This is a genomic window from Streptomyces sp. NPDC002886, assembly GCF_042888445.1.
Lineage (GTDB): Bacteria > Actinomycetota > Actinomycetes > Streptomycetales > Streptomycetaceae > Streptomyces.
The window spans coordinates 491855-510645 of the sequence record NZ_JBIAPV010000001.1 but is presented as its reverse complement, the minus strand read 5'-3'; the positions used below and the strand labels follow the sequence as shown (position 1 = coordinate 510645).

The following is an 18791-nucleotide window of genomic DNA, read 5'->3' as shown; positions in this document are numbered from 1 at the left end:
TCCGGGACGGACCACCCACCTCAAGGAGTTACGGATGCCCGAGCCCGGGCCTTCCCCTCTGCAGTCGAGCCTGCCCGGCGCCGCCGCCCAGTTCGGTGCCCACGTCCTCGGCAGCGTCAAGGTCCCCGCGTCCGGGGGCCTGCCCGCCCCGCCCGCCCCGTCGCCGCCCATCGCGCCGCCCGCCCCGAGCGCCGCCCTGCGGCGGCTCCTGGGCGGACCCAGCGGCCTGGGCACGGAGGGCCTGCACCCGGCCCGCCGGGAGGCGCCGCCCGCACCCGTGCCGCCCGCACCCGTGCCGCCCGCACCCGAGCCGGCTCAGGAGCCCTTGGCCCCCGCGGCCGGAAATCCGATCCCGGGCCTCTATTACCACCCCGTGCCGGAGCCGGACCCGGTACGGGTGGAGGAGGTCAGCCGCCGGATCAAGGCCTGGGCGGTGGACGAGGTCGACCTGTTCCCCGATGCCTGGGAGAACCAATTCGACGGCTTCCACGTCGGGCGCTACATGGTCGCCTGCCACCCCGACGCCCCCACCATCGAGCACCTGATGGTCGCCACCCGGCTGATGGTCGCCGAGAACGCCGTCGACGACTGCTACTGCGAGGACCACGGCGGCTCGCCGATCGGCCTCGGCGGACGACTCCTACTGGCGCACACCGCGATCGACCCCCTCCACACGACGAAGGAGTACGAGCCCGCGTGGGCGGAGTCCCTGGGGTCGGACGCGCCCCGGCGGGCCTACCGCTCCGCCATGGAGTACTTCCTCCGGCAGGCGAGCCCCTCGCAGGCGGACCGCTACCGGCACGACATGGCCCGGCTGCACCTGGGGTACCTCGCCGAGGCGGCCTGGAGCCAGACGGAGTACGTCCCCGAGGTGTGGGAGTACCTGGCCATGCGGCAGTTCAACAACTTCCGCCCCTGCCCGACCATCACGGACACCGTCGGCGGCTACGAGCTCCCGGCCGACCTGCACGCCCAGGCGGCCATGCAGCGGGTCATCGCACTCGCCGGGAACGCCACCACCATCGTCAACGACCTGTACTCCTACACGAAGGAACTCGCCGCCCCCGGGCGGCACATGAACCTTCCCGTGGTGATCGCCGACCGGGAGGGGACCTCCGACAAGGAGGGCTATCTGAAGGCGGTCGAGGTCCACAACGACCTCATGCACGCCTTCGAAGCGGAGGCCGCCGCCCTGGCCGCGGCCTGCCCCGTCCCGAGCGTGCTGCGCTTCCTGCGGGGAGTCGCCGTCTGGGTCGACGGCAACCACTACTGGCATCAGACCAATACCTATCGCTACAGCCTGCCCGACTTCTGGTAAGGATGGACCTCTTAGTGACCAGCATCGACCTGACCACCAGCTCCAACGGCACCGCCCCGTCCCCCGTGGTCATTCCGGGTCCGGCGACCCCCTACCAGGGCGACATCGCCCGCTACTGGAACAACGAGGCCAGGCCCGTGAACCTGCGCCTCGGCGATGTGGACGGCCTGTACCACCACCACTACGGCATCGGCGACGTGGACCACGCCGCCCTCGGCGACGCCGACGACGGCGCGTACGAGAAGAAGCTGGTCGCCGAGCTCCACCGGCTGGAGTCGGCGCAGGCCGAACTCCTCCTGGACCACCTCGGTCCCATCGGCCGCGAGGACACGCTCGTGGACGCCGGCTGCGGCCGCGGCGGCTCGATGGTGATGGCCCACCAGCGCTTCGGAGCCAAGGTCGAGGGCGTCACCCTCTCCGCGAAGCAGGCGGACTTCGCCAACCAGCGCGCCCGTGAACTCGGCATCGAGGACCACGTGCGGGCCCGTGTCTGCAACATGCTCGGCACGCCCTTCGAGACCGGCCAGGCCGCGGGGTCCTGGAACAACGAGTCGAGCATGTACGTCGACCTGGACGACCTCTTCGCCGAGCACTCCCGCGTCCTGAAGGTCGGCGGCCGGTACGTGACCATCACAGGCTGCTGGAACCCGCGGTACGGCCAGCCCTCGAAGTGGGTCTCCCAGATCAACGCCCACTTCGAGTGCAACATCCACTCCCGCCGGGAGTACCTGCGCTCCATGGCGGACAACCGCCTCGTGCCGCAGGCCGTCATCGACCTGACCCCCGCGACCCTGCCCTACTGGGAGCTGCGGGCCACGTCCTCGCTGGTCACCGGCATCGAGGAGGCGTTCATCGAGTCCTACAAGGACGGCTCCTTCCAGTACCTCCTGATCGCGGCCGACCGCGTCTGACGGAACCGCCGGCGCCCGACGACACCGCCCGGGTCCGGGCCCGCCCCCCCGGCGGGCCCGCCCCCCGGCGGGCCCGGACCCGGGCGGGTCCAGCCCCGGGCGCGGCCTCAGAGAAGCCGGGCGGCGTGCGCGAGAAGTTCCGCGTACACCTCCGGGCGGTCCCGGTCGATCACGGGGAAGCCCTCGCCGAAGTCGCCGTTCACCCAGTGCGCCTCGATGCCGGGGTTGGCCATGTCGGTGCCGTCGTGGAGGAACACGTGCGGACTGCAGTTGACCCGGCCCTCGCGCGCCGACTCGTACTGGGCCGTCACGGCGGCCCGCGCCGAGCCCGTGTCCAGGGCGTGCGCGAGCCCGTCCACCTCGACGGCGCCGGTTTCGGCGGCCACGTCCAGGATGACGTGGCGCATCGAGATGCAGCGGCCCTCCGCCCAGAAGGCCCGGCGCAGCGCGCGGTCGAGCCGCTCACTTGCCTCCATGGACTGGGACTTGGCCGCGTGCACCGCTTCGAGCGCGGGCAGGGTGGTGACCGGGTAGGTCCAGTCGGGCCCCTGCCACAGCCGCCAGCCGGCCTCCGGTTCGAGCGCGCCGAGCACCGAGATCTCGGAGTCGACGCCGGGGCGGGCGTTGACCTCCCGGTTGAACAGCTCCAGGGGGAAGGCCCGGAAGTCGAACCAGATCCGTCCCTCGAGACCCAGCTCGCGCCGGGTCTCGTGCAGCCGGTGCACGGCCACGTGGGCGAAGGAGCAGTTCAGATCGGTGTAGACGCTGATCGTGTCGGGCGTCGCGGGCAGCCGCGGGTCGGTGACCCTGCTGCCCGTCGTGTCTGTCGTGGTCGCCGCGGTCGCTGCCGTAGCCGTGGTCGTCGTGGTCACGGGGTCGAGCCTTTCTGGTCGGGCCGGGTGCTGTGCGCGAACCGGGCCACGGTGACGTCCCCGGAGACGACCGAGCCCTCCCAGGCGTAGACCTGCCCGAAGGATCCGGATCCGGTGTCGGCCGGGTGCCGCCTGGAGAAGGTGAGCGCGATCCGGTCGCCCGGCCGCACCGGCACGGCGTCCCGCACCGGCAGATAGGCGTGCTTCCAGCTGTCCGAGGTCGTACGGGCCCGCGGATCGTCCGGCGCGACCTCGTCGCCGGAGATGTCCAGGGCCACGGTGTCCGAGAGGGTGGCCACGAAGTAGCCCTTGAAGCCGGTGAAGAGCCCCGCCCGCTGGACGGTGTACACGAGCGGAACCTCGTACGAGGTCTCGTGCGCGCCGTGCGTCCCCTCGAAGGCGTACCGGCGCACGAGCCGCGGCGCCGAGAGCTGGCCGCCGACGGGGATGATCGCGTCGTAGTAGAGGTCGAAGGCGTCCCGTGCCCCGCGCCCCTTCAGCAGCTCGGCGAACGCGGCCGGGTCCCCGGCGTCCTGCGGCGATCCGTCGCGCACCGCCGCGTGCGCCGCCTCCGCGGTGACCGGTACGAGATAGCTCTCCACGGCCACCGGAAGCATCGCGCCGCCCGGCCGCAGGAAGCGCCGGCGGGCGTCGTCGAGGATCGCGACGCAGTTCTCGTTGTCGGCGAGGTTGCCCATGATCTCGGAGATGATCAGGTCCACCCGCTCGGGCAGCTCGATGTCGAAGGAGAACCCGCGCAGCGGATGGAAACGGTCCCCGAACCCGGCTTCGGCGAGCCGCCGCGTCGCGGTCCGGAGGATCTTCTCGTTGAGGTCGATGCCGTACACCCGGGCCGCTCCCGCCTCCAGCGCCCACTGGGCCAGGATGCCGGTCCCGGTGCCCAGGTCCAGGACGGTGGCGCCCGGTCGCACGGCCTCGGTGATCGCCGCCTTGTACGCGGCCATGCGCAGCCGGTCGCCCAGCATCAGGTCGTGGAAGCCGTCGTCCCATTCGAGGAGCCGCTCGGAGGCGGGCAGCCAGACCTCCTGCTGCTCGTACAGCTGCCCGAGCACGCCCGTGTGGTGCACCGTCAGCGGCTCCGCCGACGGGCCGGCCACCGGGCAGCCGGTGGCGAGGTCGAAGCCGGTGCCGTGCAGCGGGCACGTGATGCGCAGGGTGCGGGCGTTGACCTGACCGTGCACGAGCCGGCCGAGCCGGTGCGTACAGGCGGCGTCGATCACGAACTCCCGGCCCGCGACGCGGACCCGCACGCGGTCGCCCGGCAGTTCTTCCAGCACGGCGTCGCTCATGCCACCTCCCGCGCGCGCTCGACGGCGGCGTCGAAGGCGCTCCCGATCAGCCCGGACAGCAGCCGCGCCCCGATCCAGAGCTTCGTCGCGTCGAGACCGCGCGCCGCTTCGTACTCCTTGATCGCGGTCTGCATCTCGCGCATGTGGAAGGTGTCGATGTGCAGGTGCTCGGTGTAGTACCTGCCCCGCGCGATCCCGAGCCGGGCGCAGGCGCGCGCCTGCACCTGGAAGGCGTCGGGAATGCTCGCCTCCAGGTAGGCGAGCGCGCCGAGGAAGTACTCGACGTCCGTGGCGCGTTGGGTGAGCCAGTAGAAGACGTTGAGGAACGCGTACGTCTCGTCGCCGGTGCTGTCGATGAAGCTCTCCAGCTCTTGGGGGAGCCCCAGTTCGGCGAGCAGGTCGAGGTAGAGCTTGGAGTGGGTCTGCTGGAGGTTTCCGCAGCCGAACTCGTCGATGAGCACCCGCATCACGGCCATCTGCGCCCGGATCGGCAGCCGGGGTACCGCCGGGAAGAAGTTCTGCGCCTCGGTCAGTCCGTCGAGCGCGAACTCCTTCACCACATGGGTGAACTGGGCCCGGGTGGCCTTCTCGGCGAGATAGCTTCCGGCCGGGCTGCCCTCGCGTTCCAGGACCAGCAGTCCGTCCAGGCGCTCCTTCCACTCGGCGCGGCCGGCGAGCGGGGGCGTGCGGTCGGCGAGGTCCTCTACGAGGGGCTCGATCCAGGCCGCCTCCAGCTCCTCGATCCGGGCCAGCACCGTGGACGTCTGGAGGGCGCGGTTGTGGAGGAACAGCCGCTTGTGCGGGCTGTCGTGGCTGCCAGGGCTGTTGGCGGGGTGCGGTGTCACGTTCAGCACGGGACCTCCCGGTCGGTCTCGATCACGGCGCGCCGCAGCAGTTCGGTCTTCAGCGAGCGGTACCAGTCGTCCCGGTCCAGTCCGTACCGTGCGTACGCGGCGTGCAGCTGCGTCGCCCGCTCCGGGCCGCGGTCGGTCAACAGGGCCTTGCAGAGCTCCGGTTCGACATTGGCCAGCGCGACGACCCAGCCGTCGACGGGTCCGGACTCCAGCAGCAGGTGTTCGAGACCCTGGGCCACGGGTACGCCCGGGCCGGCGGCGATCAGCGCGCGAGTGAACTCGGGTTCCCCGGCGGAGTCCTTGACCCCGGCCACCCCCGGCAGCGCGCAGACGCGCAGCAGGGTGGAGAGCTCGAGGGTGTTCCCGGAGACGGCCGACTCGTGGTAGACGATCACGGGCAGTCCGGCCGCGGCCACGGCCTCGAAGTGGCGGAACATCTCCTCCTGGGCCACGTCCGCCCCGTACGGGGTGGTGACCACGACCGCGGCGGCGCCGCGGCCGCCCGCGCCGCGGGCGAGGTCCAGGGCCCCGGCCGTGGTGGGCCGCAGGATGCCGGCGAGAACGGGCAGTCCGTCGGCGTACCGGACGGCGGCGGTCAGTGTGTCCCGCCACTGACGGTCCGACAGGGAGCCCCCCTCGCCGGTGCTCAAGGCCGGCAACAGGGCGTCCGCGTAAGGCCGTACGGTCGCGATCAGGCGGGCCGTGCTCTTCTCGTCGATCTCGCCCGCCGCGTCGACCGGGGTGACGAGCGCGGTGGTCATTCCGGTGATCATCGGTCCTCCGTCACAGGGCTTCGGCGGGCACGCGCAGGGCGAGGGACTGCTGGTAGAGGCTTTCCAGCGGCTCGGGGAAACGGGCTTCCGGCCCGTCGGCGCCGGCCACGGCGCGCAGTGCGAACCCGGTCGTGTCCGCGAGGCGCGGGCTGGCCGTGTGCAGCAGCCCGCCCCGGCCCTCGACCATGCCGAGGAGCAGGCGCTCGTGCACCGGCAGGGACCGGGGCAGCTCCGCGCCGGTGGCGCGCAGGACGTCGGCCTCCTCGTAGCCGAGCCGCCGGATGTCCATCACGGTGTGCAGGTTGTCCATGAACGGGTAGTAGGCGTCCTGGAGTTCGCGGGAGAAGCCCCAGATGATGTCGTCGCAGCGGCCCACCTGCTCCAGGCTCATGACGATCCGGCCGTCGAGGCGCTCCACGAAGAAGGCCTTGCAGGCGCGGCGTACGTCCTCGTCCTCGCCGTTCATGCCGAGGAAGAGCGCGGCGTCGGCGTACTCCTCACGGACGTGCGTGTCAGACGGCATGGCGGTCGAGCACCTCGCGCATCCGGGCCATGGCGTCGGAGAACACCTGCGGGTCGCGGGCGAGGGCGAACCGGACGAAGGCCTCACCGCGGTCGGGCTGGCTCCAGTAGAAGAACCGGCCGGGCAGGACGTACACCTCGGCCTCGGCCAGGAGCCGCTGCAGTTCGGTCGCGGTCAGCTCCGGGTGGTTGATGCGCGCCCAGGCGACGCTCACTCCGGCGACGGGCTCCTGGTACTCCAGGATCGTGCCGTCGATGGCCTTGCGTATGGCCTCGCGGTTCTGGGTGAGCACCTCGCGGACGGAGCCGAGCCGGTCGCGGGTGGAGTCCTGGACGTACTGGGTCAGCATGGTGAGCACGAAGGGGGAGACGTTGAGCAGCACGCTGGTGTGCAGGTTGTAGACGTCCTCGCGGATGTCGTCGCTGGCCGTGATCATGGCCGCCTTGGCGTCCTGGACGGGCCAGGTCTTGCCCGTGTCCTCGATGGCCAGGTAGGAGATGCCGGAGCTTTCGAGGAGCTCGTAGATGTCGAAGCGGGCGAGCTTCTCGTCGTAGAGCGTGAACGAGGCGAAGCAGAAGTCGATGACCAGCAGCTTGTTGTGGTCCTTGCAGAAGCGGACCACCTCCTCGAAGCCCTTGCGGCCGTGCTGGAGCAGCGTGAAGCCGGTGGGGTTGTTCGGGTCGACGAGGAACAGGGCGTCGGTGCGGACCAGGCGCTTGAGCTCGGCGTAGATGCGGTCCGGGTCGTGGAGCGCCGACTCCTCGATCGGGTACATCGGTACGCCCATGTTGTTCAGCACGTCGTAGAGGTTGTCGAAACAGGGCTCGACCAGCGTGACCGACTTGCGCTGCTGCTTGAGGTACATGCCGGCGACCATCGTCGAGATCGAAGCGGCGTAGGACAGCAGGGTCTTCTTCTTGGCCAGGGCGGTGTCCTGGCCGTGCAGGGTGAAGAAGGCCTCGATGAAGCGCTCCTCGGCCGTCGCCTGCAGGCCGCGCTCCGCCTCGTACCAGAGCTCGGGCAGCCGGGCGACGATGTCGCGCTGGCTGTTCGACTGCTGCTGGTGGGTGTGGGCGTCGGCGAGGTTGAACCTGGTGCGCAGCGCCTGGATCTCGTGCTGGGTCAGGTCGAGGAGCTGGTTGTCCGGGCCGGTCGGGCTGGGATGCGTGGTCATGCTTCCTCCGGTCGAGGGCGGGCGTGCCAGGGGGAGTGGTGCGCGCTCGGCTGTGCTCGCTGTGGGCGGGATCAGCTGCCGCTCGGGCTGACGGAACTCTCCCGTGGGCGGCCGGCTCCTGAAGGGAACGCAGTGCGGCGGCCCTTGAGCTGTGTCATGGTGGTCCCCCGTAAGCGGACTGCGGTCCGTTTCGGCAACGACCCTGACACATCGTGTTCACGCGGGCAAGGAAACGAACGGCGAAGAACGGCAGTTGGGGGTTAGGTGTGGCCGCTGCCCACCAGGCGCGTGCGATGTCCGAGATGGGTACACTCGCGACGACCGACGGACCTACGACGTCACGGACGAAGACACAGCATGACCAGAGGGTCACCTGAAGTGACCGAACTCATCCGGAAGCCGGTCCGCGAGCGGGCGGACGCGGCGCGAAATCGTGACCGCATCCTGGCGGTCGCCGCCGAACTCTTCGGCGAGCACGGTGTCGAGAACGTGTCCCTCGACGCCATCGCGGCGCGCGCGGGCGTGGGCAAGGGAACGCTGTTCCGCCGGTTCGGGAGCAAGTCCGGGCTCGCCGTGGCCCTGCTCGACGCCCAGGAGAGCGAACTCCAGGGCAGGATGCTGTTCGGGCCGCCGCCCCTGGGGCCCGGAGCCGACGCGAGCACGCGGATCACCGCCTTCTTCGACACCTATCTGGACCTGCTCGACACGAACCTGGAACTGGTGCGGCTCTCGGAGACCACCGCGCCCGGCGTCCGGTACCAGATCGGCTCCTACTGCCTGTGGCAGCGCCACCTGTCCGTCCTGCTGGCCGAGGCGCGGCCGGAGCTGGACGCCCAGGGGACCTCGCACCTGCTGCTGGCCATGGTTGACGCGGACCTCCAACAGGCTCTGCGCAGAAGCGATTTCACCCCCGGGCGGATCCGGGGCGCGCTCGGCGAGATGGTGCGCAGGGTCCTGGAGGCCTGACCGGGACGGCGGAGCGGACAGGGGTGGTCCCGGCACGGCGGAGGCCGTGCCGGGACCGGCGGGTCGACGTGCGGGACGTCAGACCTCCCTGACCGCCTCGATTTCCAGCGAGAGCTCGATCTCCTTGGAGACCAGGAACCCGCCGGTTTCCAGGGCCATGTTCCAGGTCAGGCCCCAGTCCTCGCGGTTGATCTTGCCGCGCGCCGAGAAGACCGTGCGGTCGTTGCCCCACGGGTCCTTGGCGTGACCCAAGTAGTCGACGTCGAGCTCCACGCGACGGGTGAACCCCTTGATCGTGAGATCGCCGGCGAGCGTGCCGCTCGTACCGTTCCAGCTCACCGACGTCGAGGTGAAGGTCGCCTGGGGGTGCTCGGCCACGTCGAAGAACTCGGCGGACCGCAGGTGGTCGTCCCGGGCCGTGTCCCCGCTGTTGACGCTGGCCATGTCGATCACCGCGGTGACCTTGCTGTCCTCGGGCCGCTCGCCGATGTAGACGGTGGCGTCGACGCCGGTGAACCGGCCGCGCACCTTCGTGAGCATGAAGTGCCGGCCGAGGAAGCCGACCTCGGCGTGCCCCGGGTCGACCTTCCAGTCGCCCACGGCCGGGAGCTCGACCCCGTCCACGGTGCGGGTCGGGGATGTCGCGCTACTGGTCATCGTCCGTTCCTCCTGCTCGGGTGGGGGCGTGGTGCTCAGACGCCGGACTCGGTCGGGAGCCCGCCCCCGATCCAGTCCTCCTTGCCGTCCTTGTAGGTGAAGACCTTCGAGTAGCCGAGCTCCGCGAGGCGCTCGGCCGCGATCCCCGAGTTGGAGCAGGTCGTACCGGTGCAGTAGACGATGACCTCGGCGTCCTTGTCGGGCAGCAGGCCGGGGGCCAGCTGGTCGACGTCGTCGACGGGGAGGAGCAGCGCCCCCGGCAGGTGCGCCTCCTTGTAGTACTGCTCGGGCAGCGCCTCGACGACCGCGGCCTTGCCGCTGTCGAGCTTCTGCTTGACCTCGTCGCGGGAGAGGTTCTGAACCGCCATGTGCCAGCCTCCGAAAATCAAGGATCAATAAGTGCGTACGCACGCACCTTAACAAGTATGTGCGGGCGCACGCAATGGGGGTAGGATCGCGGTGTGACCAAACGGGATGATCGACTCGAGGCGTGGCGGGCGATGCTCCTCGCGCACAACACCGCCGTACGCGCCATCGAGGGCGACGTGCAGCGCGACGGCCGGATCCCCTTGACGTGGTACGACGTACTGCTCGAGCTCAAGGCGGCGGGGGAGCACGGGCTACGCATGCAGGAGGTGGCCAACCGGGTGGTGCTCAGCCGGACCCGGGTCAGCCGCCTGATCGACGAGATGGTGCGCGCGGGCCTCGTGGACAAGCTTCCGGACCCGCACGACAAGCGGTCCTCCTGGGCCGTGATCACCCCGGCGGGGGCCGAGGCCCACCGGGCGACGGCCCCGGTCTACATGCGCAGCATCCAGAAGCACTTCTCCGCGCACCTCACCGACGAGGACGCCGCGGTGATCGCGCGGGCGCTGTTCAAGGTCGCCCAGCCGGACTCCGACATCCAGCTGGGCTGACGCCCGGCCGCGTGCCGTGCCGTGCTGTGCCGGGCAGGCGTCCACCTCGTGCGCCGTGCGCGGATACCCGTACGGGCGAAATCGGCCGGGCCCGCCGCATCGCGCGGCGGGCCCGGCCCGTGTCATGCGCAGGAGGCGCAGAGCCCCCGGTAGGTGACCTCGACCCCGGACACCGTGAACCCGAACCGCTCCTCGGCCGGGAGGCCGGCCAGCGGGTCTCCGGTGGGGTGGACGTCCCGGATCAGGCCGCAGCCGGAACACACCAGGTGCTGGTGCGGGTGGTGCGCGTTGGGGTCGTACCGTTTGGCCCGGCCGTCGGTGGCGACCTCCATGACCTCGCCGAGGGAGACCAGCTCGCCCAGGGCGTTGTAGACGGTGGCCCGGGAGATCTCGGGCAGCCGTTCCACGGCGCGGGCGTGCACCTCGTCGGCCGTGAGGTGCACGTGGTCTCCGTCAAGCACCTCCGCGACCACGCGGCGCTGGGAGGTCATCCGCCAGCCGCGCTCGCGCAGCCGCTCCAGCAGGTCACTCATAGAGGCTCACCACTTTCACTTTCGGAGGGAACGGGTTCGGCAGGGCGGTTCGGCGGCTCGCCGGGGCGGTTCGGCGGGACGGCCCGGCGGGGACGCCCCGGCAACTTACCGCCTGCGGTCCGGGATCCGACTTCATGCGGGCTTGGTGTCGTTCTTGACTTGGATTGCGTCCATCGTAGGATCGGACGCGTTGACAGCCAAGGGACAGGAACGGCCGGAGCAGCGTGAGACTGGACGTGAGACCGTCCGCGACGGTGACCGCCCCGGCGTCAGGACGACCGTGAAACCGGGGCCCGTCACCGGGTTCCCGTGCCCCAGAAATGTTCCATTACATGCAGTTCCTGATCACCGTGACCCCCGGTCCGGTCCGGAAGGATTCCCATGTCTGAGAACCATGACGCAATCGTCACCGATGCGAAGGCGGAGGGCGGCGGTGGCTGCCCGGTCGCGCACGAGCGGGCCCCGCACCCGACCCAGGGCGGCGGAAACCGCCAGTGGTGGCCGGATCGGCTGAACCTGAAGATCCTCGCCAAGAACCCCGCCGTGGCCAACCCCCTCGGCGAGGGGTTCGACTACGCCGCGGCCTTCGGCACGCTCGACCTCCCGGCGGTCAAGCGGGACATCGCCGAGGTGCTGACCACCTCGAAGGACTGGTGGCCCGCCGACTTCGGCCACTACGGCCCGTTCATGATCCGCATGGCGTGGCACAGCGCCGGCACCTACCGGATCAGCGACGGCCGCGGCGGCGCCGGAGCCGGCCAGCAGCGGTTCGCCCCCCTCAACAGCTGGCCGGACAACGGCAACCTCGACAAGGCGCGCCGGCTGCTGTGGCCGGTCAAGAAGAAGTACGGCCAGAGCCTCTCCTGGGCCGACCTCATGATCCTCACCGGCAACGTCGCCCTGGAGACGATGGGCTTCGAGACCTTCGGCTTCGCCGGCGGCCGCGCCGACGTCTGGGAGCCGGACGAGGACGTCTACTGGGGCCCCGAGACCACCTGGCTCGACGACGAGCGCTACACCGGCGACCGCGAGCTGGAGAACCCCCTCGGCGCCGTCCAGATGGGCCTCATCTACGTCAACCCGGAGGGCCCCAACGGCACCCCGGACCCGCTCGCCGCGGCCCGCGACATCCGCGAGACCTTCCGCCGGATGGCGATGAACGACGAGGAGACCGTCGCCCTGATCGCGGGCGGCCACACCTTCGGCAAGACCCACGGCGCGGGCCCGGCGGAGAGCGTCGGCGACGACCCCGAGGCCGCCCCGATCGAGGCGCAGGGCCTGGGCTGGGCCAACTCCTTCGGCACCGGCAAGGGCGGCGACGCCATCACCAGCGGTCTTGAGGGGATCTGGACGAACACCCCGATCACCTGGGACAACACCTTCTTCGACATCCTCTTCGGTTACGAGTGGGAGCTCTTCAAGAGCCCCGCCGGCGCCCACCAGTGGCGACCGAAGGGCGGCGCCGGGGCGGGCACCGTACCCGACGCGCACGACCCCTCGAAGACCCACGCCCCGACGATGCTCACGACCGACCTGTCGCTGCGCATCGACCCGGCCTACGAGCAAATCTCGCGGCGCTTCCACGAGAACCCGGCCGAGTTCGCCGACGCCTTCGCCCGCGCCTGGTACAAGCTCACCCACCGCGACATGGGCCCGATCGTCCGCTACCTCGGACCCGAGGTCCCCTCCGAGGTCCTGCTGTGGCAGGACCCGCTTCCCGCGGTGACCCACTCCCTCGTGGACGACGCGGACGTCGCCGCCCTCAAGGCCAAGGTCCTCGCCTCGGACCTGACGGTGTCCCAGCTCGTCTCCACCGCCTGGGCGGCGGCCTCCTCCTTCCGCGGCAGCGACAAGCGCGGCGGCGCCAACGGCGCGCGCATCCGCCTCCAGCCGCAGAGCGGCTGGGAGGTGAACAACCCCGACGAGCTGGGAGGCGTACTGCGCACCCTGGAGGGCATCCGGGGATCCTTCAACTCGGCGCAGACCGGGGGCAAGGAGGTCTCGCTGGCCGACCTGATCGTCCTCGCGGGCGGCGCGGGCGTCGAGCAGGCCGCCAGGGACGCCGGTGTCGAGATCCGGGTGCCGTTCGCGCCGGGACGCGTGGACGCCTCGCAGGAGCAGACCGACGTGGAGTCGTTCGCCGCGCTGGAGCCGCTGGCCGACGGGTTCCGCAACTACCTCGGGAAGGGCAGCCGGCTGCCGGCCGAGTACCTGCTGCTCGACAAGGCGAACCTGCTGAACCTCAGTGCCCCCGAGATGACCGTCCTGGTGGGCGGCCTGCGGGTGCTCGGGGCGAACCACCAGCAGTCGCCGCTCGGCGTCCTCACCGCGACCCCCGGGTCCCTCACCAACGACTTCTTCGTCAACCTGCTCGACCTGGGGACGACCTGGAAGCCGACCTCCGAGGACGCGAACGCCTTCGAGGCCCGTGACGACGCCTCGGGCAAGGTCAAGTGGACCGGCAGCCGGGTCGACCTGGTCTTCGGCTCGAACTCCGAGCTGCGCGCGCTCGCGGAGGTCTACGCGAGCGACGACGCGAAGGGGAAGTTCGTCAAGGACTTCGTCGCCGCCTGGGACAAGGTGATGAACCTGGACCGGTTCGACCTCGTCTGATCCCGGCATCCGGCCCGGGCCGGCCGCGCACCCCGCGGCCGGCCCGGGCCGTTTCCTTTGCCTAGCCGGCGGGCGTGCCCGCCGAGGCGTCCTGCAGCGTGCCGCGCAGCAGGGCGAGGGTGGCGGCGAACCCCTCCAGTGAGCCGGCCGTCAGCGGCCCGGTGAGCCAGGAACGCAGGCCGTCCTCGAACGTGGGTGTGGCGGCGGCCAGCCGTTCGCGGCCTTCGGGGGTCAGCTCCAGCAGGGACGAACGGCGGTTGGTGGGATGGGGCCGCCGGACCACCCAGCCGAGGGCCTCCAGCCGGTCCACCCCCTTGCTGGTCGCCCCGACGGTGATGGCCGCCTCCTCGGCCAGGTCGTTGACCCGGCAGCCCTCCCGGCCGTCGATGATGCGCAGGAACTCGAACTGGCCCATCGTCACGCCGTGCTCCACGCGCAGTCGTTCGCCCAGCGCGTTGTAGAGCCTGGTCTCGTAGCGGACGAGGTCCATGAACACCTGCGTCGGGTCGGTCATGCCTTGCTCCAGATTCTCGGGAATGATATTCCTAGGAATATAGTTCCTGGTGAAGAACATCGCTGCCTCTGGAGGATCCCATGAGCAAGGCACAGCGCACGGCCATCGACGCCCTGATGCGGCAGGCCCCCTTCGACGGCACCCTCCCGCCGGACCGGCTGCGCAAGGAATTCGAGGCCCAGATGACCGCGGGCCCGGCTCCGGCCGGGGTGGTCGTCACCCCCTCCATCCTCGGCGGGCTTCCCGCCCTGACCGTCGAGCCCGAGGACGGCGCCGCCACCGGGACGATCCTCTACTTCCACGGTGGGGCCTGGGTCTTCGGATCGCCCGACACCGCCCTGCGGCTCACCGCCGCACTGGTGCGCCGGACCGGCGTCCGCGCCGTCTCGGTGGACTACCGGCTCGCCCCGGAGCACCCCTTCCCCGCGGCCGTCGAGGACGGCCTCGCCGCCTACCGCGACCTGCTGAAGCAGGGCGTCGCGGCCGAGGGGATCGTCCTGGCCGGGGACTCCGCCGGCGGCGGTCTCGCCGTCACCACCCTGCTGGCCGCCCGCGATGCCGGACTGCCGATGCCGGCCGCCGCGGTCGCCTTCTCGCCGGGCCTGGACGCCACCCTCTCGGGGGAGTCCATGACCACCAAGCGCGACGCCGACCCGCTCTTCACCCGCGAGGACCTGGCCGTAGTCTTCGGCTACTACCTGGCCGGGCAGGACCCCGAGCAGCCGCTGCTGAGCCCGGCCCTGCACGCCGACCTGACCGGGCTGCCCCCGCTGCTCCTCCAGGCCGGTTCCAACGAGGTCCTGCTGGACGACTCCACCCGGTTCGCCGTCCGGGCCGCCGCGGCCGGGGTCGGCGTCCAGCTCGACGTCACCGCCGACGTCCCCCACGTCTTCCAGGCCTTCGAGGGCATGCTGGACGAGGCCGACGCGGCCCTGGACCGCGCCGCGCGCTTCGTCACCGACGCACTGGCCCGCACCTGAGCCGTTCACCCGGGCGAGCGCGTCGCGCAGGGGGCCGCGGAGCGGGCCGCGTTCACCCGGACGGCCGAGCAACGGGAGCCGCGCGCGCCGCGCCGGGGCAGTCTGTGCGTAGGACCGCCATCACCGCACAGACGAGGACCGCGCCATGTCCCACAGCAGGCGTATCAGCATCATCGCGGGAACGGCAGCGCTGCTGCTGACGGCCACCGCCTGCTCGGGCCTGGGCCGGAGCACCGTCGGAATGCTCGAGTTCCGCGGCCACGACTCGCCGGTCGAGGTGAGCTACAGCAACACCTCGGTCAAGGGCTGCCACCGGATCGCCCTGCCGAAGGGGGCGACGCACGTGGTGAACAACACCCTCGTGGACGTGGTCCTGTACCAGACGGAAGACTGCCGCAAGCTCGACCGGCGCGACGGCACCTACGTGGCCACGACCCTCTCGAACGTCACCGCCCCCGAGGCCCTGCCCTGGCGCAGCTTCACCGTCATCCACTGACGGACCGGCGCCGGGCCGCACCGGTCGACACGGCATGCTGGGGAGGTGTCCTCTCCTTCCGCGCATCCCCAACCGACCGAATCCGCCGACCTGATGGTCGTGTGCGGGGACGACGGCCTCGCCCACCGGCTGGCCGCCGAACTCCGCGAGGTGTACGAGGAGCGGGTGACGCTCGTCGTGCCGGCTGCCCGCGAGGTGCGCCCCGGAGCGGGGCCCGGGCAGGAGCGGACCCGCGCCCGGGCCGGGGCCGGGCGCGCGCTGCTGGGGCGGTTCCCGGCCGCGCGGATCCGTACGGCCGCCGGGGACCGGGCCGGCGCGGGGGAAGCGGCCGTACCCGAACTGCGCGTCCTGGAGGCTCCGGCCCCCGACGAAGAGGCCCTGGCCGCCGCCGGGGTCGCCCGGGCGGCCGCGCTGGCGCTCGTCTACGAGGACGACGAGACCAACGTACGGGCCGCCCTCGTGGCCCGGCGGCTGAACCCCAGGCTGCGGCTCGTCATCCGCCTCTACAACCGCAAACTCGGCCAGCACCTCGAGGAGTTGCTCGACCAGGCCGCGCTCGTCGCGGAACCGGGCATCGACCTGCGCGCGCTGGACTCCGCCACGACCGTGCTCTCCGACGCCGATACGGCCGCCCCCGCACTCGCCGCCTCCGCCGTCGCGGGCACCAGCAAGGTGATCCAGGCCGACGGTCTGCTCCTGCGCGCGGTCGAACGCACGCCTCCCGGCCGGGGCGAGGTCGCGGACCCGGGACTGTGCACCCTGGCCCTGCTGTCCGCCACCTCCGTCGACCCGGCCGGAGCGGACGGATCGGAGATCGGCGGCGACCGGGGACCCCAACTGCTCCCGGACGACCGGTCCGTGGCCGCCGCCACCGGGCGGGGGATCGTCGCGCTCGAAGCGGTCTCCCACGCGACGCCCGCGCCGGACGGCCGACGGCTCAACCAGGTCTCCCTGCCGGTCGGTTCGCTCTTCTCCCGCAGGCTCCGCTGGTCGCTCGCCGGGATCACGGCCGCCGTCGGCGCACTCGCCGTGGCCTCCTCCCTGGTCACAGGGGACACCCCGCTGCACGCCGTCTACCTGACCCTGCTCGACGTCTTCGCGATCAACGACCCCGCGCTCGACCAGCCGCCCGAACGCCAACTCCTGCAGATCCTGGCCGGGTTCGTGGGGCTGCTCCTGCTGCCCATCCTGGTCGCGGCGGCCCTCGAAGCCCTGGGCGCCTTCCGCACCGCGACGGCTCTGCGCAGGCCGCCGCGCGGACTCTCCGGCCACGTCGTGCTGCTCGGCCTCGGCAAGGTCGGTACCCGGGTGCTCGCGCGGCTACGGGAGCTGGGGATCCCCGTGGTGTGCGTGGAGTCCGACCCCCTGGCCCGCGGAATCGCCCTCGCGCGCCGGCTGCACGTGCCCGTCGTGGTCGGCGACGTCACCGACGAAGGGGTCCTGGAGGCCGCCCGGATCCACCGCGCCCACGCCCTGCTGGCGGTGACCAGCTCGGACACCACCAACCTGGAGGCCGCGCTCTACGCCCGCTCGGTGAAGCCCGACGTACGGGTGGTGATGCGGCTGTACGACAACGAGTTCGCCACCGCGGTCTACCGCACCCTGCGCGAGGCCCACCCGGCGGCCCTCGCCCGGAGCCGCAGCGTCTCCCATCTGGCCGCGCCCGCGTTCGCCGGGGCGATGATGGGCCGCCGGGTGCTCGGCGCCATCCCGGTGGAGCGCCGGGTGCTCGTGTTCGCGGCGCTGGAGGTGGCCGGCCATCCGCTGCTGGAGGGCCGCACCATCGAGGAATCGTTCCGGCCCGGGGCCTGGCGGGTGATCGCGCTGGACTCCGCCGCCCCGGCGAACCGCCGCCCCGACCTCGGGACGCAGCCGGGCTACGACGATGCCCGCGAGCCCGCCCTGGTGTGGGCCCTGCGCCCGGGCTACGTCCTGCGGCCGCAGGACCGGGTGGTCATCGCCGCCACGCGGCGGGGTCTGGCGGAACTGCTCGGACGCGCGCAGGCCCGTACGGCCGGCGCCGCGGACACCGGAGGGCGTCAGGCGGGCTCGTCCGGCTGAGCCTGGTAGCCCTGGTACTCCTGGTGCCCCTGGTACTGCCGGTCCGCGTGATCAGGCTGCTCGGCCTGATCCGTCGGCGCCGGCGGCCCGGACGGGACGGGGTCGGTGCGCAGGAGGACGTGGTGCGAGCCGTGCCCGGTGGCGTCGACGTGCACCACGTGATGGCCCACCCGCACGGTCTGGGTGCCCGCGGCGAACCAGCAGCCCGTGGGGCCCTGGGAGTACGGCAGGGGGGACCACACCTCCAGGAAGGTGCTGCCGTCGGGGTTGGTGCCCATTTCGACCAGACGGTTGCCATCGGGACGCAGGACTCCGACGTCGTGACCGGGGGCGCCCACGTGGTGGTGGAAGGTGACCCGGCGGCCGTCGTACGAGGTGGTTCCGGCGAACCCTCGGCTGTCCGCGTAGAGGGTGTCGGTCTGGAGCCATACGACGTGCTCGGTTTCCCGGAGCGGGCCGCCGTCCCGGCTGATCCCGGTCCGCAGCCAGGCGCCGTGGAGGGGCGCATCCATGGCGGGGGCCTCAGGCCCGGTCGCCGTGAACGCCGGCGGACTTCACCCGCGCGGTGATGGAGGTCTCCATGGCCACACAGTAACGGCGGAGCGGCCGGCGCGACGGGTGTCGGACGGGTTTGCGCCGCCCCGGTTCGGGAGGGCGCCGGGCGGCTGTCGTAGCATCGCGGACATGCAGCCCATACGCCCCCATCGCCGTGCCTCGGCCGTCGTCGCGGGCGTCGTGGCGGTGCTGCTGCTCGTGTGCGGCGGGCTGTTCACGCACCCCGCGTTCGCGGGGCACGCGGCGGGCGAGCGGTCGGCCGGGACGGCCCGGATGGCCGGTATCTCCGGGATGCCCGCGATGGCCGGGATGCCTCCGACGGCGGAGCCGCCCGCGATGGCCGGGATGCCCACGACGGCAGAGCCGCCCGCCATGGACGCCATGGCCGGGCCGCCCGCGAGCGCCGGGATGCCCGCCGTCGACAGGGGCCCGGAAAGCGCCGCCGCGGGCACGGCCGAGGGCGCGGGGACTGACGGGGGCTGTTCCGCGTCGGGCCAGGACTGCCCGCTGGCCTCGGCGCACGCGCCCACCGTGCCGGCCGGTCCCGCAGGAGATCTCGCCGGTTCGGCCGTATGGGGGACGCCGTCCGTGGCTCCCGGTCACCGGGGCCCCGCACCGTCCCCGGAATGCTCCCGCCCCAGAGCACCCGATCTCGACTCCCTCTGCGTCAGCCGGACCTGACCGGTCCCGCACCCGCACCCGCCCGCACACCGGGCGGCCGGGGTGCTTCGCCGTGTCCTGATCCACTGCCGCTCTCGACGTAC

The 18791-nt window shown here is 71.8% G+C and carries 20 protein-coding genes; 9 read left to right on the top strand and 11 right to left on the bottom strand.

The genetic code is table 11. The annotated features are described in order from the left end of the window. Positions 1–34: 34 nt before the first annotated feature. Both ACFYYB_RS02250 and ACFYYB_RS02245 read left to right on the top strand, forming a co-directional pair. The gene (locus tag ACFYYB_RS02250; protein ID WP_389432747.1) at positions 35–1318 is read left to right on the top strand and encodes a family 2 encapsulin nanocompartment cargo protein terpene cyclase; all 1284 of its coding nucleotides are present in this window, start codon (positions 35–37) and stop codon (positions 1316–1318) included. Positions 1319–1332: 14 nt separating this feature from the next. Beyond that, a complete protein-coding gene (locus ACFYYB_RS02245) occupies positions 1333–2229 on the top strand; it encodes a geranyl diphosphate 2-C-methyltransferase (RefSeq protein ID WP_389432745.1) in 897 nt (298 codons plus the stop codon). 107 nt (positions 2230–2336) lie between these two features. On the opposite strand, the gene ACFYYB_RS02240 is transcribed toward ACFYYB_RS02245, so the two are convergent. The 6 genes from ACFYYB_RS02240 to ACFYYB_RS02215 all read right to left on the bottom strand — a co-directional run bounded on the left by ACFYYB_RS02240 (position 2337) and on the right by ACFYYB_RS02215 (position 7735). Continuing rightward, positions 2337–3020 (bottom strand): DsbA family protein, encoded by a 684-nt coding sequence (locus ACFYYB_RS02240; protein WP_389433445.1) that lies wholly within the window; start codon positions 3018–3020, stop codon positions 2337–2339. Between the two features lie 77 nt (positions 3021–3097). Continuing rightward, positions 3098–4411, bottom strand: coding sequence for a methyltransferase domain-containing protein (locus ACFYYB_RS02235; RefSeq protein ID WP_389432743.1), 1314 nt, complete (start codon positions 4409–4411; stop codon positions 3098–3100). Beyond that, positions 4408–5265 (bottom strand): iron-containing redox enzyme family protein, encoded by an 858-nt coding sequence (locus tag ACFYYB_RS02230; RefSeq protein WP_389432741.1) that lies wholly within the window; start codon positions 5263–5265, stop codon positions 4408–4410. The genes ACFYYB_RS02235 and ACFYYB_RS02230 overlap by 4 nt, the downstream gene beginning before the upstream one ends. Beyond that, positions 5259–6038 carry a dihydrodipicolinate synthase family protein gene (locus ACFYYB_RS02225; protein ID WP_389432739.1) on the bottom strand — a complete coding sequence of 260 codons (780 nt, stop codon included), beginning with the start codon at positions 6036–6038 and terminating at the stop codon, positions 5259–5261. The genes ACFYYB_RS02230 and ACFYYB_RS02225 overlap by 7 nt, the downstream gene beginning before the upstream one ends. A 10-nt stretch (positions 6039–6048) precedes the next feature. Beyond that, positions 6049–6561, bottom strand: coding sequence for a DUF6190 family protein (locus ACFYYB_RS02220; RefSeq protein WP_389432737.1), 513 nt, complete (start codon positions 6559–6561; stop codon positions 6049–6051). Then, a complete protein-coding gene (locus ACFYYB_RS02215; RefSeq protein WP_389432735.1) occupies positions 6551–7735 on the bottom strand; it encodes an aminotransferase class I/II-fold pyridoxal phosphate-dependent enzyme in 1185 nt (394 codons plus the stop codon). Before ACFYYB_RS02215 ends, ACFYYB_RS02220 begins: the two co-directional genes overlap by 11 nt. A 378-nt stretch (positions 7736–8113) precedes the next feature. Between ACFYYB_RS02215 and ACFYYB_RS02210 the strand changes: the two genes are divergently transcribed. Next, positions 8114–8701 (top strand): helix-turn-helix domain-containing protein, encoded by a 588-nt coding sequence (locus tag ACFYYB_RS02210; RefSeq protein ID WP_327302768.1) that lies wholly within the window; start codon positions 8114–8116, stop codon positions 8699–8701. A 78-nt stretch (positions 8702–8779) separates the two neighbouring features. Here ACFYYB_RS02210 and ACFYYB_RS02205 read toward each other — a convergent pair whose 3' ends face one another. Both ACFYYB_RS02205 and ACFYYB_RS02200 read right to left on the bottom strand, forming a co-directional pair. Next, positions 8780–9358, bottom strand: a complete 579-nt coding sequence (locus ACFYYB_RS02205) for a YceI family protein (protein WP_250738298.1) — start codon at positions 9356–9358, stop codon at positions 8780–8782. A gap of 35 nt (positions 9359–9393) precedes the next feature. Further along, positions 9394–9726: a rhodanese-like domain-containing protein gene (locus ACFYYB_RS02200; RefSeq protein WP_327302767.1), complete on the bottom strand. Its 333-nt coding sequence runs from the start codon at positions 9724–9726 to the stop codon at positions 9394–9396. 93 nt (positions 9727–9819) lie between these two features. On the opposite strand from ACFYYB_RS02200, the gene ACFYYB_RS02195 reads away from it, so the two are divergent. Continuing rightward, the gene (locus ACFYYB_RS02195; protein WP_389432732.1) at positions 9820–10275 is read left to right on the top strand and encodes a MarR family winged helix-turn-helix transcriptional regulator; all 456 of its coding nucleotides are present in this window, start codon (positions 9820–9822) and stop codon (positions 10273–10275) included. A gap of 122 nt (positions 10276–10397) precedes the next feature. Here ACFYYB_RS02195 and ACFYYB_RS02190 read toward each other — a convergent pair whose 3' ends face one another. Then, positions 10398–10808 (bottom strand): Fur family transcriptional regulator, encoded by a 411-nt coding sequence (locus tag ACFYYB_RS02190; RefSeq protein WP_389432730.1) that lies wholly within the window; start codon positions 10806–10808, stop codon positions 10398–10400. Between the two features lie 381 nt (positions 10809–11189). Here ACFYYB_RS02190 and katG point away from each other — a divergent pair, with 381 nt between their 5' ends. Then, the gene (katG, locus tag ACFYYB_RS02185) at positions 11190–13421 is read left to right on the top strand and encodes a catalase/peroxidase HPI (RefSeq protein WP_389432728.1); all 2232 of its coding nucleotides are present in this window, start codon (positions 11190–11192) and stop codon (positions 13419–13421) included. A gap of 61 nt (positions 13422–13482) precedes the next feature. Here the strand turns inward: katG and ACFYYB_RS02180 are convergent, their stop codons facing one another. Next, the gene (locus ACFYYB_RS02180; protein WP_389432726.1) at positions 13483–13935 is read right to left on the bottom strand and encodes a MarR family winged helix-turn-helix transcriptional regulator; all 453 of its coding nucleotides are present in this window, start codon (positions 13933–13935) and stop codon (positions 13483–13485) included. Positions 13936–14015: 80 nt separating this feature from the next. Here ACFYYB_RS02180 and ACFYYB_RS02175 point away from each other — a divergent pair, with 80 nt between their 5' ends. The 3 genes from ACFYYB_RS02175 to ACFYYB_RS02165 all read left to right on the top strand — a co-directional run bounded on the left by ACFYYB_RS02175 (position 14016) and on the right by ACFYYB_RS02165 (position 17472). Next, the gene (locus tag ACFYYB_RS02175; protein ID WP_389432724.1) at positions 14016–14915 is read left to right on the top strand and encodes an alpha/beta hydrolase; all 900 of its coding nucleotides are present in this window, start codon (positions 14016–14018) and stop codon (positions 14913–14915) included. A 145-nt stretch (positions 14916–15060) separates the two neighbouring features. After that, positions 15061–15411 (top strand): hypothetical protein, encoded by a 351-nt coding sequence (locus tag ACFYYB_RS02170; protein WP_389432722.1) that lies wholly within the window; start codon positions 15061–15063, stop codon positions 15409–15411. A gap of 93 nt (positions 15412–15504) precedes the next feature. Continuing rightward, the gene (locus tag ACFYYB_RS02165; RefSeq protein ID WP_389433444.1) at positions 15505–17472 is read left to right on the top strand and encodes a potassium channel family protein; all 1968 of its coding nucleotides are present in this window, start codon (positions 15505–15507) and stop codon (positions 17470–17472) included. On the opposite strand, the gene ACFYYB_RS02160 is transcribed toward ACFYYB_RS02165, so the two are convergent. Next, positions 17451–17984, bottom strand: coding sequence for a hypothetical protein (locus tag ACFYYB_RS02160; RefSeq protein WP_389432720.1), 534 nt, complete (start codon positions 17982–17984; stop codon positions 17451–17453). The two genes, ACFYYB_RS02165 and ACFYYB_RS02160, sit on opposite strands and share 22 nt — an antisense overlap. A gap of 172 nt (positions 17985–18156) precedes the next feature. Between ACFYYB_RS02160 and ACFYYB_RS02155 the strand changes: the two genes are divergently transcribed. Continuing rightward, entirely contained in the window at positions 18157–18708 is a 552-nt protein-coding gene (locus ACFYYB_RS02155; RefSeq protein ID WP_389432718.1) for a hypothetical protein, read from the top strand. The last annotated feature ends 83 nt before the right edge of the window (positions 18709–18791 follow it).

Bases quoted from the DNA above. Each gene is read 5' to 3' on its own strand.
- ACFYYB_RS02250 (WP_389432747.1), top strand. From the start codon at position 35: ATGCCCGAGCCCGGGCCTTCCCCTCTGCAGTCGAGCCTGCCCGGCGCC.
- ACFYYB_RS02235 (WP_389432743.1), bottom strand. From the start codon at position 4,411: ATGAGCGACGCCGTGCTGGAAGAACTGCCGGGCGACCGCGTGCGGGTC.
- ACFYYB_RS02225 (WP_389432739.1), bottom strand. From the start codon at position 6,038: ATGATCACCGGAATGACCACCGCGCTCGTCACCCCGGTCGACGCGGCG.
- ACFYYB_RS02220 (WP_389432737.1), bottom strand. From the start codon at position 6,561: ATGCCGTCTGACACGCACGTCCGTGAGGAGTACGCCGACGCCGCGCTC.
- ACFYYB_RS02215 (WP_389432735.1), bottom strand. From the start codon at position 7,735: ATGACCACGCATCCCAGCCCGACCGGCCCGGACAACCAGCTCCTCGAC.
- ACFYYB_RS02205 (WP_250738298.1), bottom strand. From the start codon at position 9,358: ATGACCAGTAGCGCGACATCCCCGACCCGCACCGTGGACGGGGTCGAG.
- ACFYYB_RS02200 (WP_327302767.1), bottom strand. From the start codon at position 9,726: ATGGCGGTTCAGAACCTCTCCCGCGACGAGGTCAAGCAGAAGCTCGAC.
- ACFYYB_RS02190 (WP_389432730.1), bottom strand. From the start codon at position 10,808: ATGAGTGACCTGCTGGAGCGGCTGCGCGAGCGCGGCTGGCGGATGACC.
- katG (WP_389432728.1), top strand. From the start codon at position 11,190: ATGTCTGAGAACCATGACGCAATCGTCACCGATGCGAAGGCGGAGGGC.
- ACFYYB_RS02180 (WP_389432726.1), bottom strand. From the start codon at position 13,935: ATGACCGACCCGACGCAGGTGTTCATGGACCTCGTCCGCTACGAGACC.
- ACFYYB_RS02175 (WP_389432724.1), top strand. From the start codon at position 14,016: ATGAGCAAGGCACAGCGCACGGCCATCGACGCCCTGATGCGGCAGGCC.
- ACFYYB_RS02170 (WP_389432722.1), top strand. From the start codon at position 15,061: ATGTCCCACAGCAGGCGTATCAGCATCATCGCGGGAACGGCAGCGCTG.
- ACFYYB_RS02165 (WP_389433444.1), top strand. From the start codon at position 15,505: ATGGTCGTGTGCGGGGACGACGGCCTCGCCCACCGGCTGGCCGCCGAA.
- ACFYYB_RS02160 (WP_389432720.1), bottom strand. From the start codon at position 17,984: ATGGATGCGCCCCTCCACGGCGCCTGGCTGCGGACCGGGATCAGCCGG.
- ACFYYB_RS02155 (WP_389432718.1), top strand. From the start codon at position 18,157: ATGCAGCCCATACGCCCCCATCGCCGTGCCTCGGCCGTCGTCGCGGGC.